At 69.1% G+C, this 15591-nt stretch carries 17 protein-coding genes; 11 read left to right on the top strand and 6 right to left on the bottom strand.

From position 1 onward, the window contains the following. Positions 1-856: LacI family DNA-binding transcriptional regulator (locus tag AX744_RS21655; RefSeq protein ID WP_061018474.1), on the bottom strand; the 856-nt coding region annotated here is incomplete at its 3' end. Between the two features lie 116 nt (positions 857-972). Here AX744_RS21655 and AX744_RS21660 point away from each other — a divergent pair. From AX744_RS21660 to AX744_RS21700, 9 genes are read left to right on the top strand one after another with little or no spacing between them, the layout of a single operon-like run. After that, complete coding sequence (locus tag AX744_RS21660; RefSeq protein WP_061018475.1) at positions 973-2331, top strand: ABC transporter substrate-binding protein; 1359 nt, start codon at positions 973-975, stop codon at positions 2329-2331. Between the two features lie 18 nt (positions 2332-2349). After that, a complete protein-coding gene (locus AX744_RS21665; RefSeq protein WP_046748543.1) occupies positions 2350-3279 on the top strand; it encodes a carbohydrate ABC transporter permease in 930 nt (309 codons plus the stop codon). Next, positions 3276-4187: a carbohydrate ABC transporter permease gene (locus AX744_RS21670; protein ID WP_046748544.1), complete on the top strand. Its 912-nt coding sequence runs from the start codon at positions 3276-3278 to the stop codon at positions 4185-4187. Before AX744_RS21665 ends, AX744_RS21670 begins: the two co-directional genes overlap by 4 nt. Further along, positions 4184-5017 (top strand): sugar phosphate isomerase/epimerase family protein, encoded by an 834-nt coding sequence (locus AX744_RS21675; protein ID WP_061018477.1) that lies wholly within the window; start codon positions 4184-4186, stop codon positions 5015-5017. Before AX744_RS21670 ends, AX744_RS21675 begins: the two co-directional genes overlap by 4 nt. Then, positions 5014-6132, top strand: a complete 1119-nt coding sequence (locus tag AX744_RS21680) for a Gfo/Idh/MocA family protein (RefSeq protein WP_061018479.1) — start codon at positions 5014-5016, stop codon at positions 6130-6132. The genes AX744_RS21675 and AX744_RS21680 overlap by 4 nt, the downstream gene beginning before the upstream one ends. Further along, a complete protein-coding gene (locus AX744_RS21685) occupies positions 6129-6989 on the top strand; it encodes a sugar phosphate isomerase/epimerase family protein (RefSeq protein WP_061018481.1) in 861 nt (286 codons plus the stop codon). The genes AX744_RS21680 and AX744_RS21685 overlap by 4 nt, the downstream gene beginning before the upstream one ends. Continuing rightward, positions 6986-8212: a mannitol dehydrogenase family protein gene (locus tag AX744_RS21690; RefSeq protein WP_061018484.1), complete on the top strand. Its 1227-nt coding sequence runs from the start codon at positions 6986-6988 to the stop codon at positions 8210-8212. Before AX744_RS21685 ends, AX744_RS21690 begins: the two co-directional genes overlap by 4 nt. Further along, positions 8209-9447, top strand: a complete 1239-nt coding sequence (gene manD, locus AX744_RS21695) for a D-mannonate dehydratase ManD (RefSeq protein ID WP_061018486.1) — start codon at positions 8209-8211, stop codon at positions 9445-9447. The genes AX744_RS21690 and manD overlap by 4 nt, the downstream gene beginning before the upstream one ends. 5 nt (positions 9448-9452) lie before the next feature. Next, complete coding sequence (locus AX744_RS21700) at positions 9453-9938, top strand: gluconokinase (protein WP_231728852.1); 486 nt, start codon at positions 9453-9455, stop codon at positions 9936-9938. Positions 9939-9964: 26 nt separating this feature from the next. Here AX744_RS21700 and AX744_RS21705 read toward each other — a convergent pair whose 3' ends face one another. Then, the gene (locus AX744_RS21705; protein ID WP_061018488.1) at positions 9965-10420 is read right to left on the bottom strand and encodes an Lrp/AsnC family transcriptional regulator; all 456 of its coding nucleotides are present in this window, start codon (positions 10418-10420) and stop codon (positions 9965-9967) included. 98 nt (positions 10421-10518) lie between these two features. Here AX744_RS21705 and AX744_RS21710 point away from each other — a divergent pair, with 98 nt between their 5' ends. Continuing rightward, a complete protein-coding gene (locus tag AX744_RS21710) occupies positions 10519-11142 on the top strand; it encodes a LysE family translocator (RefSeq protein ID WP_061018490.1) in 624 nt (207 codons plus the stop codon). A gap of 133 nt (positions 11143-11275) precedes the next feature. Next, positions 11276-11743: a hypothetical protein gene (locus AX744_RS21715; protein WP_046748552.1), complete on the top strand. Its 468-nt coding sequence runs from the start codon at positions 11276-11278 to the stop codon at positions 11741-11743. A 363-nt stretch (positions 11744-12106) separates the two neighbouring features. Here AX744_RS21715 and AX744_RS21720 read toward each other — a convergent pair whose 3' ends face one another. The 4 genes from AX744_RS21720 to AX744_RS21735 form a co-directional block, all read right to left on the bottom strand. Next, a complete protein-coding gene (locus AX744_RS21720; RefSeq protein WP_017829834.1) occupies positions 12107-12334 on the bottom strand; it encodes an RNA-binding S4 domain-containing protein in 228 nt (75 codons plus the stop codon). 139 nt (positions 12335-12473) lie between these two features. Next, complete coding sequence (locus AX744_RS21725) at positions 12474-13331, bottom strand: hypothetical protein (RefSeq protein WP_082738586.1); 858 nt, start codon at positions 13329-13331, stop codon at positions 12474-12476. A gap of 71 nt (positions 13332-13402) precedes the next feature. Next, the gene (locus AX744_RS21730; protein WP_061018500.1) at positions 13403-14719 is read right to left on the bottom strand and encodes a sensor histidine kinase; all 1317 of its coding nucleotides are present in this window, start codon (positions 14717-14719) and stop codon (positions 13403-13405) included. After that, entirely contained in the window at positions 14712-15389 is a 678-nt protein-coding gene (locus AX744_RS21735) for a response regulator transcription factor (RefSeq protein WP_061018493.1), read from the bottom strand. The genes AX744_RS21730 and AX744_RS21735 overlap by 8 nt, the downstream gene beginning before the upstream one ends. Between the last annotated feature and the right edge of the window lie 202 nt (positions 15390-15591).

The raw sequence follows: 15591 nt of genomic DNA, 5'->3' as shown, positions 1-15591 counted from the left end.
GCGGCGGGTTGCAGAAGTCGGCGCCGAAGATGTCGTCGCAGCCGACGATGCTCATGTCCTCCGGAACGCGCACGCCGCGTTCCTTGAGCCGGATGAGCATGCCGATCGCGAGGAGGTCGTTGAAAGCCACGCACGCGGTGGCGCCGGTGTTCAGCGCAGCATCCGCCGCGGCCGCGCCCGCCTTCGTGCGCGGCTGGTACGGGCCCACCTTCGTGTGCTCGATCCCGAGGCGCTCGCACGCGGCCGCCACGGCACGCCAGCGCAGGTTGCTCGCCCAGCTCGTCGGAGGGCCCGCCACGTAGCAGATGCGTCGATGGCCCAGCGAGGCGAGGTGCTCGACGGCCTGGTCGAAGCCGAGCGGTGTGTCGATGAACACCGACGGCACTCCCGGCACCGCCCGGTTCAACGCGACGAGCGGAAGCTCGGCACTGAGCTCAGCCAGCCGCTCATCGGACAGGCGGGAGGCGGTCAGGATCGCACCGTCGTACGAGCTGCGCAGCTCTTCGAGCGTGCTCTCCTCCATCTCGGGCGACTCCTCGGTATGCACGAGGATCTGCGAGTATCCGGCGACGCGAAGAGCCTGCTGCGTGCCCCGGATGATGCCGAAGTAGAACGGGTTCGTGACATCCGACACGAGGACGGCGACCATGCGGGTCGATGGTGTCGCCGAGGCGTTCGACGCGGTGACGGGGGTGTAACCGAGGTCCTTCGCGATGCGGATGATGCGCTCGCGGGTGTCGGGGTTCCCGCGACCGGGGACGGCGAGTGCGCGCGAGGCCGTGGAGATCGCGACGCCGGCGGCATCGGCCACGTCTGCGAGGGTCGGCCGGTGCGGAGGCGGTGTGAGGGACGACATGGGGCAACAGAATCACAGGATGGCAATTACTGGCAATGGATTGCTAACAATTGCCACGCTTGCCTACCTTGGCGGAGACGCAGTCACGTCCACTCACTGTCTCGAAGGAGAGTTCAATGAAGTCTCGACCCCTGATCGCCCTCGGGGCGATGACCGCAGCAGCGATCGCGTTGACCGCATGCTCGGGATCCGGCGCTGGTACGGATGACGGCGGCACCGGTGGCGCTGTCGATGGGACAGGCCAGACGCTCACCGTGATGATGGCCGCGAACGGCCTCTACCCCGAGCAGCAGAAGGAATGGTTCGGGAAGGTCTCCGATGCGTTCGAGGAGAAGACCGGAGCCACCGTCGAGTTCGAGACCTTCGCCAGCGCCAACGACGAGCTCACGAAGATCCAGACCTCCGTGCTCTCCGGACAGGGCCCCGACGTCTACGGTCTCGGCACCACCTTCACACCGACCGCCTACGCCACGGGAGCCTTCGTGAAGCTCACCGATGCCGACTGGGACAAGGTCGGGGGCCGCGACCGCTTCGTGCCATCCACCCTGGGTATCTCCGGCCCGAGCGAGGACGACGAGATCGCCATCCCGTTCGTGAGTCGTCCCTTCGTGATGGCCTACAACACCGAGCTGCTTGCCGCCGCCGGCATCGAGGAGCCGCCGACGACCTGGGATGAGCTGACGGCTGCGGCCGCGAAGATCGAATCAGGGGATGTGCACGGTCTCGCGATCGGCTACGCCGACAGCTTTGACCCCTGGAAGTTCGTCTGGGGCATGAGTGTGCAGGCGGGCAACCCGCTGATCGACGTGGACGCCAAGAAGGCGGAGATCGACGACCCGGCCGTGGCCGCCGCCTACGACACCTACTTCGGCTGGTACCAGGACGGACTCGTCGACCCGGCATCGGTCGGGTGGAAGAACGCGCAGGCCGTCGCCGCCTTCGCCGAAGGGAAGGCCGGCTTCCTGCCGATGACCTCGGCGAACTCCAAGCCCACGTTCGCGGGCTCACCTGTCGCCGACTCCTACGCCTACGCGCTCCTGCCGACCATCCCGCCGGGGGAGACCGTACTTCCGAAGGGCGGCAAGGAGGCAGCCAGCATCCTCTCCGGCGACAACCTCGTCGTCGCGCAGTATTCGCCGAACCAGGATCTCGCATTCGCGTTCATCGAGATGCTCACCAGCACCGAGTCGCAGCTCGACTACTTCGACACGTTCGGCGAACTGCCGACGGGCGTGGAGGCGGCGGCACAGGTCGAGAAGGACAATCCCGATCTGAGCGCCAACGTGCAGGCCGCCTCGCAGTCGGTGGCCACCCCGTTCACGGGCGCCTGGGGGGACACGCAGCTCGCCCTGACCAACGTGGTCGTCCAATCACTGCCCGCCCTGCAGGGGGGATCGCTCAGCCAGAGCGCGATCGCCGCATCGATCGCCGAGGCTCAGGCGAGCGCGCAGTCGGCGCTCGACAAGTCCAAGTAGCGACGCGGGGACACGCACATGGCGATCGCCACCGACACGCGTCGGAAACGGACCGACGACACCCCGCCGAGCGAGCGGCCCCGCCCGCTGTGGATGCTGCTGCCCGGCGGGGTGCTGATGACACTGCTGATCCTGGTGCCGCTGCTGCTGGCCTTCTGGATCTCGATGCTCGACCTGGACCAGTACACGATCCGGCAGTGGCTGCAGGCGCCGTTCGTCGGATTGGGCAACTTCGTCGAGGCGTTCTCCTCCTCGCCGCTGCTGCGCGGGATCGGGCTGAGCGTCAGCTATGCGCTGATCGTGTCGGTGGCGGCGATCCCGATCGGAGTCACGGCGGCGCTGGCCACGCAGAACGCCTTCCGCGGTCGCGGGCTGGTGCGCTCCGTCTACCTGATCCCGTACATCCTCCCCGCCTTCGTGGTGGCCACGGTCTTTCGGGCGATGTTCCAGCCCGAAGGAGTGGTCGACGAGGCATTCGGCGTGTTCGGGGTCGACCCGGGGCTGTGGCTCAACGGGCCGCAGAGCTATTGGACCCTGGTCATCGCGCAGCTCTGGGTGAGCTGGCCGTTCGTGTACCTGCTGACGCTGGCCGGACTGCAGGCGGTGGATGCGGAGGTGCACGAGGCCGCGGCGCTCGACGGCGCGGGGTGGGGCATCAAGCTGCGCAAGGTCATCCTCCCGTATCTGCGCGGATCGATCCTGCTGGCATTCATCCTCACCTTCCTGCACAGCATCAACGCCTTCACGATGCCGTTCGTGCTCTTCGGGATACCGGCGCCGGTCGATGTCGAGGTGCTGCCGGTCCTCACCTACGTCACGGCGTTCCAGAGCTTCCGGTTCGGCCTCTCGGCGGCCATGGCGGTGGCCTCGCTCGCGATCGTCGCGATCCCCCTGTTCATCTACCTGCGCGCCGTGCGCCTGGACACCGGAGAGGACGCGAAGCGATGAGCGCCACCACCACGATCGCGCAGGTCAACCCGCGCCGGAGCCGCCCCGGCGGTCACAGCCAGGTGGATCGGCTGCTGCCGCGCCCGCTTCTGGCTGCCGCGAACATCGTCCTGTGCCTGCTCGTGTTCGGGCCTGTCTCGTACATGCTGTTCGCCTCGATCAATGCGGATGTCGCGGTCGCCGGCGGCGCGTACTGGCCGACCGAGCTCCGGCTCGACAACTACGTCAAGGTGTGGCGCAGCGTCGATCTCGCGGGAGGGCTGGCCAACAGCCTCCTGATCTGCGGCGCGGTCGCCGTCGTCTGCGCGGCCGTCGCGGTCTCGATGGCGTGGGTGTTGGTGCGCTTCACCTTCATCGGACGCGTCACGATCCTTCGAGGACTGCTCGGGCTGCAGTCGGTCCCCGGCACGCTCATGCTGCTTCCGGTGTTCGTGATGTTCTCGACGCTCTCATCGGTGCTGCGCATCCCCACCATCGGCACCCACTGGTCGGTGTTCGTCACTTATCTCACCTTCGCGCTGCCGTTCTCGACCTGGGTGATGGTGACGTACATCCGCGGACTGCCGCGCGAGCTCGAGGAGGCCGCGCGCATGGACGGTGCCTCGAACTTCCGGGTCCTCACGCGCATCGTGCTGCCGCTGAGCTGGCCGGGGATCGTGGTCTCCGCGATCTTCGCATTCCTGCAGGGCTGGAACGACGTGCTGTTCGCCTCGGTCATGACCAACCGCGACAGCCGCACCGCCGCGGTGGCCCTGCAGATCTTCGGCGCGACGCAGGAGACGGGAGCCGTGCCCCTGTACGGGCAGATGATGGCGGCCTCGCTCATCTGCGCGATCCCCGTCGTCGTGCTCTACCTCGTGTTCCAGCGCTATCTCGTAGGCGGTCTCACCGCAGGAGGAGTGAAATGACCCCGTGGAAGCTCTCAGGATTCGGTGACGAGATCGATCCCGATCCGGCCGTGCAGATCGCCGTGCTCCAGGCGCTCGGCGCGCGGCACATCGAGGTGCGCAGCGCGTGGGGGGTGAACGTCGTCGATCTCGACGAGTCGCAGCTCGCGCAGCTCGCGGCCGTGGTGCGCGAGCGCGGCATGGCGGTGTCGGCGATCGCGTCGCCGATCGGCAAGGTCGATGTGTCTCTGCCGGTCGAGCACGAGGTCGGTCGGCTGCAACGGGCGATCCGTGCGGCCGAGGTGCTGGAGACCCCGTACATACGCATCTTCTCGTTCTTCCGTGCGGAGCACCTCTCAGCGGACGACATCCGCGACGACGTGCTCGTGCGCATGACAGCGCTCGCCCGCACCGCCGAAGCGGCCGGGGTCACCCTCGTGCACGAGAACGAGAAGGACATCTACGGCGACATCCCCTCGCGCGTGCTCGACGTGATCGAGTCGGTCGGCTCCGACCGGCTGCGCGTCGCCTGGGACAACGCCAACTTCGTCCAGGTCGGCGTCCGGCCGTTCACCGACGGCTACGCCAAGCTGCGGCCGCACCTCGAGTATCTGCAGCTGAAGGATGCTCTCGCCGCGACGGGTGAGGTCGTGCCGGTGGGCGACGGAGACGGCGAACTGCGCGAGACCCTCACCGCCCTGCGCGACGACGGCTATGCGGGGTTCGCCTCGCTCGAACCGCACCTCGCCGACGTCAACGCGCTCGGCGGCTTCTCGGGGCCTGAGGCCTTCGGTCGTGCCGGCCGAGCCCTTCGCACACTCACAGACGAGATCGGAGTCACCCTCTCATGACCGACGGAATCCTCGACGTCGCCATCGTCGGATGCGGCATCATCGGCGTCAACCACGCCAGAGCGATCGCGGCCACCCCCGGCCTGCGCATCGTCGCGGTCGTCGACGAAGTGCCGACCGCGACCGATCGTCTGGCCGACCTCATCGTCGAAGAACTGGGAGGAGAGCGCCCATCCACGCACGCCGATATCGAGTCGATCCCCGACGACATCGATGTGGTCGTCATCTGCACCCCGAGCGGTTCCCATGTCGAACTCGCCGAGCGGGCGGTCGCGCGGGGGATCCACGTCGTGCTCGAGAAGCCCCTCGACGTGTCGATGGAACGTGGTCGCCGGCTGGCCTCGATCGCACGGGACGCCGAGGCGCACGGCATCCGGATCTCGGTGATCAGCCAGCACCGCTTCGACCCGGGCGCGGTGGCCGTCGCTGAGGCCGCCCACACCGGACGCCTGGGGCGGATCACGAGCGCTGTCGCCTCCGTGCCCTGGTGGCGCTCGCAGGAGTACTACGACTCGGGCGCCTGGCGGGGCACGTGGGAGCTCGATGGCGGAGGTGCCGTGATGAACCAGGGCGTGCACACCGTCGACCTGCTGCTGTGGTTCCTCGGCACCCCCGTCGACGTGTTCGCCCACACGGCGCTGCTCGCGCACGAGCGGGTCGAGGTCGAAGACGTGGCGGTCGTCACGGTGCGTTTCGAGTCGGGTGCGCTCGCCGTTCTGCACGCCACGACCGCCGCCTTCCCCGAGCAGCCGGTGCGGCTGGCCGTGCACGGCGCGCAGGGGACCGGCATCATCGAGAACGACCAGCTCGCCCGGTTGTGGGTCGACGGCGACACCGCCGACCGCAGCGTCGACTGGGTGCCCGAGGGGCATCGGCTCGGCGACGACCGTGACCCGCAGGCGTTCGCCGAGGGGCACGCCCGCCAGTACGCCGACATCGTCGAGAGCATCCGTGAGGGGAGAGCCTCGCGGGTCGGCGTAGCCGAGGCACTGCTGGCGCTCGCCGTGGTGCGCGGCATTTACGTGTCGGCGACCACTGGTTCTGCGGTACGCGTCGCCGACCTGATCGGCGGCACCGTCGACGATGCGGACGTACGGACGGGAGGCGTCGCATGAAGTTCTCGGTGTTCACCGCGGCGACCCCCGACTGGGAGCCCGCAGAGGCGGCCCGCCGCATCGCCGCGATCGGCTACGACGGCATCGAGTGGCGCATCACCGACCAGGACGAGGCCGACCCGCCCGGATTCTGGGCCGGGAACCGCGCGACCTGGCCGCTCACCGGGCTCGAGGGGTCGGTCTCCGAGATCGCCCGCATCACCCGCGAGGCCGGGCTGGAGTTCAGCGGCATCGGCGGCTACGCGCTCGCGCCCGACCGAGACGATGTGCTGCGGACGCTCAGGGCCACCGCAGAACTCGGTGCGCGTCAGGTGCGCGTGCGCATCCCCTTCAACGACACCCAGGACTATCGCACGGTGTTCGCACAGACCAAGGGCGACCTGGAGTGGGCCTCCCGCGAGGCGGGCGCACTCGGCGTGAAGGTGCTCGTCGAGCTGCACCATCAGACGATCTCGGCGTCGGCGTCGGCTGCCCTCCGTCTGGTCGACGGCATCGACCCGCGCACCATCGGTGTGATCCACGACCTCGGCAACCTCGTGATCGAAGGGCAGGAGGACACTCGCGCCGGCCTGCAACTCCTGGGGGAGTACCTCGCGCACGTGCATGTGAAGAACGCCGTCTGGCAGCGCACCGGGCAGACGGGGCTCGACGGCGATGTGCGTTGGGAGTCGGCATGGGCTCCGCTTCGCGAGGGCATCGCCAGCGTGCCGGACTATTTCCGCGCCCTCGCCGAGGTCGGCTACGACGGCTGGGTGACGCTGGAGGACTTCTCGACGGATGCTCCGCTGGCGGAACGCCTGACCGACGACCTCGCGTTCCTGCGCGCGTCTGCCGGCGCCGCCGGCATCGGATCGTGACCGGGCCTGCGCGCACGCAGCATCCCCCGCTCCATGCCGCTCATCTGGGTCTCGGTGCCTTCCATCGGGCTCACCAGGCCTGGTACACCCAGCAGGCGAACGACCGTGCAGCCGCAGACGACGGCTGGGGCATCGCCGCTTTCACCGGGCGTGCCCCGGAGGCCGCAGAGCTGCTGTCGCGCAACGACGGCGTGTACACGGTGCTGGAGCGCTCTGCCGAGGGAGACCGGGCGACGACCGTGCAGTCGATCGTGCGGGCGGTGCCCGGATCGGATGAGCGGGCCTGGCTCGACACTCTCACCGATCCTCGGGTCGCAGTTCTGACCGTGACGGTCACCGAGGCGGGGTACTCGGCCGGTTCCGGGGTTCCGCGGCGCATCGCCGAAGGTCTCGTCGCTCGGGCGGATGCCGGTGCAGGAGCCATCGCGGTCGTGAGCTGCGACAACCTGCCGCAGAACGGCCGGGTGCTGAGCGACGCGGTGCGCAAGGCCGCCGGGCCCCAGGCTGCGGGAATCTCGGACATCGCATCGTTCGTCGACACGGTGGTGGACCGGATCACCCCTGCCGTCACGCCTGCCGACATCGACGCTGTGCGGGAGCTCACCGGCCTCGACGATCCGTCCGCGGTGGTCACCGAGCCGTTCACGGAATGGATCCTCGCGGGCGAGTTCCCGGGCGGTGCTCCGGAGTGGGCGCAGGTCGGTGCGCGATTCGTGGCGGATGTCGGACCGTACGAAGCGCGCAAGCTCTATCTGCTCAACGCCGGGCACACCTTCCTCGCCGCGGCAGGGCGGTTGCGGGGCTACGACACGATCGCAGAGGCATTCGGCGATGCCGACCTGCGCGCCGACACCGAGGCGCTGTGGGCTGCGCAGCGCACCGCGGTCGACCTGCCGGTCGCGGAGCTCGACGGATGGCTCGACGATCTGCGCCTCCGCTTCTCGAATCCGCGCATCGCCCATCGGCTCGACCAGATCCGTCGGGACAGTCCGATCAAGGTGGCGCTGCGCCTCGTCGCTCCCCTGCGGAGACGCCGAGAGGCCGGCGATGCCGCCGACGACGCGCAGCTGCACGCCGTGGAGAGCTGGATCCGCTCCCTCGTCGAACTCGACCCGACCGATCCCGCGACGGCTGTGATCGCCCGCACCATCTCCGCCGTGCCCGCGGCTGACCGCGCACGCACCGTCATCGACCACCTCACTCCCGAAGGGACCCTCGCATGAGCATCGACAAGGCTGAGGTCATCGTCACCAGCCCCGACCGGAACTTCGTCACCCTCAAGCTCACGACGGCCGATGGCATCTCCGGCCTCGGCGATGCGACCCTCAACGGCCGAGAGCTGGCGGTCGTCGCGTACCTCACCGAGCACGTGGTCCCGCTGCTGAACGGCGCCGACGAGGACCGCATCGAAGACACCTGGCAGTTCCTCTACCGGAGCGCGTACTGGCGCAGGGGACCCGTCACGATGGCCGCTGTCGCCGCGGTCGACATGGCGCTGTGGGACATCAAGGGCAAGAAGGCGGGGATGCCGGTCTACCAGCTGCTGGGCGGGGCATCGCGCACCGGGCTTCTCGCCTACGGTCACGCGTCGGGCAAGGAGCTGCCTGAACTGTTCGACTCCGTGCGCGCGCACCTCGACCAGGGGTATCGGGCGATCCGGATCCAGACCGGTGTTCCCGGGCTCAAGGCCATCTACGGCATCGCCTCTCAGGCCGCGGACACCGGAGGGGGAGAAGCCCGCTATGACCACGAGCCCGCCCGCCGAGGCGCGAAGCCCGTCGAAGAGGACTGGGATACCCGCGCCTACTTGAACCACCTGCCGGGCGTCTTCGAGGCGGTGCGCAACGAGTTCGGCCCCGACATCCCGCTGCTGCACGACGGCCACCACCGGATGACGCCGATCCAGGCGGCGAAGCTCGGCAAGGCGCTCGAGCCGTACGACCTGTTCTGGCTCGAGGACTGCACCCCCGCCGAGAACCAGGAGGCGCTGCGACTCGTGCGCCAGCACACGACCACGCCCCTCGCGATCGGCGAGATCTTCAACACCGTCTGGGATTTCAAGGACATCATCCGCGACCAGCTCATCGACTACGTGCGCGGGGCCGTGACCCACATGGGCGGCATCAGTCCGCTGAAGAAGACACTGGACTACGCGGCGATGTACCAGATCAAGTCCGGCATGCACGGGCCCACCGACATCTCGCCGGTCGGCATGGCGGCGGCGATGCACCTCGGCCTCGCGATCCACAACTTCGGCATCCAGGAGTACATGCAGCACGGCTCGCGTACCGACCAGGTGTTCCAGCAGTCCTTCACCTGGCGTGGCGGACTGCTGCACCCCGGCGACAAGCCGGGCCTGGGCGTCGAGCTCGACGTCGACGAGGCGGGCAAGTACCCGTACGAGCGGGCGTACCTGCCCTATAACCGCCTCGCGGATGGAACGGTGCACGACTGGTGACTCTGGTGACCAGGCCGATCGTCGTCATGGGGGTGTCCGGGGCGGGCAAGACGACGGTCGGCCGGGACCTCGCACATCGGCTCGGGGTCTCGTTCATCGATGCGGACGATCTGCACGGCTCGGAGAACGTCGCCAAGATGGCGGCAGGGATCCCTCTCGATGACGATGACCGGTGGCCGTGGCTCGACCGGGTCGGGGCGGCGCTCGCCGCGGACCCCGGGGTCGTCATCGCGTGCTCGGCGTTGAAGCGGAGATACCGCGATCGGCTGCGCGCATCGGCCCCTGACACGGTGTTCGTGCACCTCGACGCACCGAAGGAGCGGGTCACGGAGCAGGCGACTGCGCGCCGCGGTCACTTCATGCCACCCGCGCTGCTGGCGTCGCAGTTGCAGACGTTGGAGCCGCTCGGGGCGGACGAGGACGGGATCACGGTGACGGTGGATGGCACGGCCGGAGAGCTCGTGGAGCGCATCCGTCAGCATCTCCTCTGAGAACGTCCGGCACCTTCGAGCCGCGCTCAGGGGATCGGCACTGCGCGGTCCGCGCCGAGTCGCTTCATCACCATCGTCGACGTCAATCGCTGCACGCCCGGCAGGGCTCCGAGGGTGTTGTCGTAGAGCTCCTGGTACGAACCCATGTCGCGCGTGAGGATGCGCAGCATGTAGTCGGGGTCGCCGAACAGGCGCTGCGCCTCGACGACGGCGGGGATCGAGACGACGGCTTCCTCGAACGCGACGATCGTGTCCTTGTCGGTACGCCCGATCGTCACGAAGACGATGGCTTCGAAGGTGAGGCCGACGGCTGCCGGGGCGACCACCGCCCGGTAGCGTTCGATCGCTCCGGACTGCTCCAGCTCTTTGAGTCGGCGATGGCAGGCGGAGAGGCTCAACCCGACCTGCGCGGCGAGATTCGTGGCACTCATCCGACCGTCGTCCTGCAGTAGCGAGAGGATCTCCCGGTCAAGTGCGTCCATGGTGACAATTCTTGCAGGTGAAGCCGTCAGTCGCCCGAAGAATCGAAGCACCTTTCGCGTGATTCTTCGTAGTCTCTTCCTCGAATCGAGGAGAACCGATGGATATCGCGCTGGTCATGCAGTTCTGGGTGGTCGCCGTCATGCTCGCGCTGACGCCGGGCGCTGATTGGGCCTATGCGATCTCCGCCGGCCTGCGTGCTCGCTCGATCGCGCCATCGATCCTCGGGATGATCGCGGGTTACACGGTCGTGATCGTCGCCGTCGCGCTCGGCCTCGGCGCGCTGGTCACCACGTATCCCGTCACCCTCACGACGCTGACGGTGGTCGGCGCGCTCTACCTGATCTTCCTCGGGGCGACGACGCTCGCCAGCCGCCCGGCGCCGATCGCCGAGAGCGGCGAGCCGATCGCCACGGGCGGATGGGCGCAGTTCCTGCGCGGCTCCGGCGTGAGCGGTATCAACCCGAAGGGCCTCCTGCTCCTGCTCGCCCTGCTGCCGCAGTTCACGAGCCCCGACGGCTGGCCGTCAACGACGCAGATGCTCGCGCTCGGTGGCCTGCATCTGCTCAACATCGCGGTCGTGTACACGACCGTCGGGCTGCTCGCTCGCCGACTGCTGCGGACGAGGCCCCGCGCGAGCTCCGTCGTCACTCGGATCGCCGGCATCGCGATGACGGTCATCGGCGTCGGCATCCTGATCGAGCAGGTGATCGAGTGGCTGTGACGGCAGAGGTCTCTCACCAGGGCACAGGTCGTCACCAGCGCACAGGGCTTTTCCCCGGTGGATGCTGACCTCTCCTGGACAGCGCGGAGGTAGCGTCGAGGGGCGCCATCGACCGGCGAGACAGGAGGACCACGTGACGACGACGGGACGGACGACCACGGCCCTGCGGCTGCTGCTGCCCGCGTTCCTGCTCGGCGCGATCATCGCGATCTCGTTCCTCGAGGCGCCGTTGAAGTTCCTCGCCCCGGGGGTCACGATCCCGATCGGACTCGGTATCGGACGACTCGTCTTCACCGCGTTGAATGTGCTCGCCGGCATCGTGCTCCTGGTGCTCACGTTCGTGAGCGTGCGAGCACGGGCGGGACGCGGGCCCCTCATGATCCTGGGCGGGATCTGGCTGGTCTTCGTCGTCGAGGTCGCACTCATCCGTCCCGTGCTGAACCGGCGCAGCGACCTCGTGATCGCGGGATCGGAGGCGCCGGGCACCAACGGGGCGCACTACGCGTACATCGCGGCCGACCTCACGATCGTCGCCCTCCTCGTGGTGCTGATCATCGTCACCGCGCGAAAAGTGCTCCCTCCACCCGGCACCGTATCCTGACCGAAGCCCGTCGCGCGTAATGGTCCCGCGCATCCAACGTCTTCTCTGCGGAGGCAGCGCACCTCCACCGGTCATCTGATCGGGACGCCGCGACGACGGACCTCAGACCTCGTCGGTCGGCGAACGGCAGTGTGTTCGACCCGTGCCCTCCTCGGCGCGGTGCAACCGCCGGCCGGCGCACGAGGGCACGGCTGGGGAGTCGTGGCCCTCGGGGCGGGGTGTCCCGTTCGTTCCCTCGCGGACCGCACACCCCGCCCACTCGACCTCCCCGGAGGAATGGTCGCGAACGGCGGGGTGATGTTCCTCCGCTACCGGACCGCCTGAACTGCGGCCGCGGACCGGCCGGCGATCAGCGGGCCGAGGTCACGGTCGGACGCGGACGGTGCGTCCCTCGAACGACACGAGGTCGCCGTCGCGCAGCTGTCGTCCGCGGCGTCGATCGATCTCGCCGTTCACGGTCACGTACCCGTCGATGATGACCTCTTTGGCGTCGCCGCCCGAGTCGAGCAGGCCGGCGAACTTGAGGAACTGTCCGAGGCGGATCACCTCACCGCCGATGGAGATGTCGTCGATCGGGTCGGAGTTCGTCATCCTTGAATGCTAATCGGACTTGCGTGCTGATCGGCTTCGCCACCGCAGGACGCGATGGTGCCGCCGCCCCGGTAGAGAGCGGCGGCACCATCATGCCGGGCGTCTCGGGTCCGCCCGACAGGACGCGGCCCGCACCGACTCAGTCCATGTCGGTACCGACGACCGCGAAGTCGGCGTCGAACTCGATGTCGATCGATCGGCTGTCCGCAGTGAGCACCGAGGCGTCGTAGGGGCTCACGTCGTCGCCGTCGACATCGAGGTCGGTGATCATGCCCTCGGCCTCGGCGAGTGCGGCGGCGACCAGTGCGCGGATCGTCTCGTCGTCGAGGGTGAGCGTCGGGCCGGTGTCGTCGCCGTCTGCCGCGTCGGTGGAGGCGACGGTCGCCGCGAGCTCCTTGTCGACGCGGATCTCGGTCTCATCTCCCGCCGCTGTGCTCAGCTGCACCTCCCAGGTGCCGTCACGCTTCGCGTCGATCGAGGTGACGTCGCCGTCGGCCGCGCCGCGTGCGGCATCCGCGATCGCGATCAGCTCGTCGGCGGAGGCGGAACCGATGCCCGTCACCGGGCCACGACCGTTCGAGGGGGTGTCGCCGCGGTCGTCGCCCCTGGGGCCGTCACCGGGACGACTGTGATCTTCGCTGTCGTCCTGGCGGGGGCCGTCCGACACCGAGGAGCGGTCGTCGTCGTCGAACTCGTCGCCGATCGCCGCGCCGATGGCGATGCCGCCGCCCGCGAGGACCACGGCTGCCGCGATGCCGCCCCCGATGAGGAGCGCGCGCTTGCGGCCGGCCGTCGGGGATGATGCCGTGGCACCGGGGGTCGGCTCGGCCGCCGGGAACGTCGGGTGCTCGCCGGCGCCGGGCGCGGGTGCCGTCCCGGCCGGGGGTGCAGGGGCCGTCGGCGCCGCTGCGGCATCGGGAGTCGGGGCCACCGGCACGGTCGGCGCGTCCGGCGTGCTCTCGGGCGTCTGGTCGGGAGAGGGTGTCTTGTCGTCCATGACTCGATGCTCTCCCGCGGGCGCTGAAGCCTCCCTGAAGCGTCCTGAAGGACTCTTCAGGAACCCGTCGCTCAGGCGCCGCGGGGGAGGGTGAGGACGAACCGCGCGCCGCCCCAGCGGGAGTCGTCGACCACGAGGGTGCCGCGGGCGGAGCCGGCGATTCCGCGCGCGATCGCGAGGCCGAGGCCGCTGCCTCCGGCGTCACGGCTGCGGGCCTCGTCGAGCCGGACGAAGCGCTCGAAGATCCGCTCCCGCTCCTCGGCGAGAACCCCGGCTCCGTCGTCTTCCACCGTCACGAACACGTATCCGTCCGAGGGGATCACCGCGATCGCCACCCGACCTCGACTGTGGCGGGCGGCATTGTCTGCGAGGTTGCGCACCAGCTGGCCGAGCAGGCGCGGGTCGCCGTGCACCCGTGCGGCATGGATGCCGGTACCGTCGACGTCGAGCCCTGCCGCGCGGAGTCGGCGCACCTCGCCGAGCGCGATGTCGTCGAGGTCGACCGCCTCGTCGAGCGTGCTCGCACCCTCGTCGAGGCGGGCGAGAAGCAGCAGCGATTCGACGATGCCCTGCAGTCGGAGCCCCTCTTCCGAGACGACCTCTGCGAGCTCGCCGATGCTGGTGACCTCGGGGTGGGCCTGGGCGAGCTCTGCGTGCTGGCGGATGGTCGTGAGCGGCGAACGCAGCTCGTGCGAGGCATCCGATACGAATCGGCGTTGCGCGGTGGCAGATGCATCGAGCCGGTCGAGCATGCCGTTCATGGTGGTCGCGAGTGCGGCGATCTCGTCTGCTGTGTCGGGTACGGGAACGCGCTGGTGAAGGCGCTCGGCGGTGATGCCGTCCACTTCCTCACGGATGCGCTCCACCGGTCGGAGCGCGCGACCCACGACCAGCCAGGTGGTCACGGCCACGAGCAGCAGCAGCAGCGGGACCGCGATGGCGAGCAGCGTCGCGACCGTCGCCAGGGTCTCTGCGTCGTCGTCCATCGAGACCGCGAGCACGAGCGTCTGATCGCCGTCGATGTCTTCCGAGACCACCAGGACGGTGTCGCCGTCGACGGTGGTCGTCTGCGGGTCGTCGTCGGCGGGGAGCGGCGTCGACCCCAGTTTGTCGCGAGCCTCCTCGCTCGCGGCACGTACCGAGCCGTCCGGACCGAGGATCTGCAGTATCTCGTCTTCGAGCGCGTCGATGCCCTTGCCTCCCGGCCCACCTGCACGCTCGGCGAGCTCGCTGAGCCGCTGTTCCGCAGCGCGCTCGGTGCTGCTGTGGATGCTCGCGCTCAGCACACCGTAGAACGAGAAGGCTCCGATCAGCAGGGCGACGGCGACGACGACGGTGGCACCGAGTGTGGTCCTGCCGCGCACCGTGCGCCAGCTGCGGTTAGCCACCGTCGGCCGCCAGTCGATAGCCCGCACCGCGAATGGTCTCGATGGCCTCACGACCGAACGGCTTGTCGAGTTTGCGGCGGAGGTGCCCGACGTAGACCTCGACGATGTTGGGGTCGCCGTCGAAGTCGTCGTCCCAGACGCCGTCGATGAGGGCGCGCTTCGACAGCACCTGCCCGCGATGACGCATCAGGTACTCGAGCACGGAGAACTCCCGAGCGGTGAGGCTCACCGGGGTCTCGCCGCGCCAGACCCGGTGGGCTGCGGGGTCGAGCCGCAGATCGCCCGCCTCCAGGATCGCCGGGCGGGCGACGGCTCCACGGCGCACGAGGGCGCGGAGCCGTGCGACGAGGATCGCGAACGAGAACGGCTTGGTGACGTAGTCATCGGCTCCGGTCTCGAGTGCCTCGACCTGGTCCCACTCGCCGTCCTTCGCGGTGAGCATCAGCACGGGCGTCCAGTTCTCCTCGGCGCGCAGTGCTTCGCAGACCTTCCATCCGCTCATGCCCGGCATCATCAGGTCGAGCACGATCGCGTCGTACTGCGTCTCGCGTGCACGCCAGAGTCCGTCGACGCCGTTGTGCGCGACGTCGACCGCGAAGCCCTCGGCCTCGAGCCCGCGGCGCACGCCTTCGGCCAGGCGCACCTCGTCGTCAACCACCAGGATCCGCATTCCTCCAGTGTGGTCGGTCGACGCTGAATCCGGGCTGAAGCGGTCGAGGATCAGGTGGACGAGGATCAGGTGGAGAGGTGTGCCTGGATCTCGAGGATCACTTCGCCGAGGGCTCCGGAGGAGAGGAGCCCGGGCCCGAGGGGTCCGGCTGTATCGGTGCCGAGCGGCGGGAGGTGCCGCAGCGCCGCGGCTGCTTCGGGGG

Origin of the sequence: Microbacterium sp. CCH5-D1 (genome assembly GCF_001557335.1) — a bacterium.
Classification (GTDB): domain Bacteria; phylum Actinomycetota; class Actinomycetes; order Actinomycetales; family Microbacteriaceae; genus Microbacterium; species Microbacterium oxydans.
The sequence above is the reverse complement of the archived record's forward strand: the minus strand, read 5'-3'. Positions and strand labels throughout refer to the sequence as shown.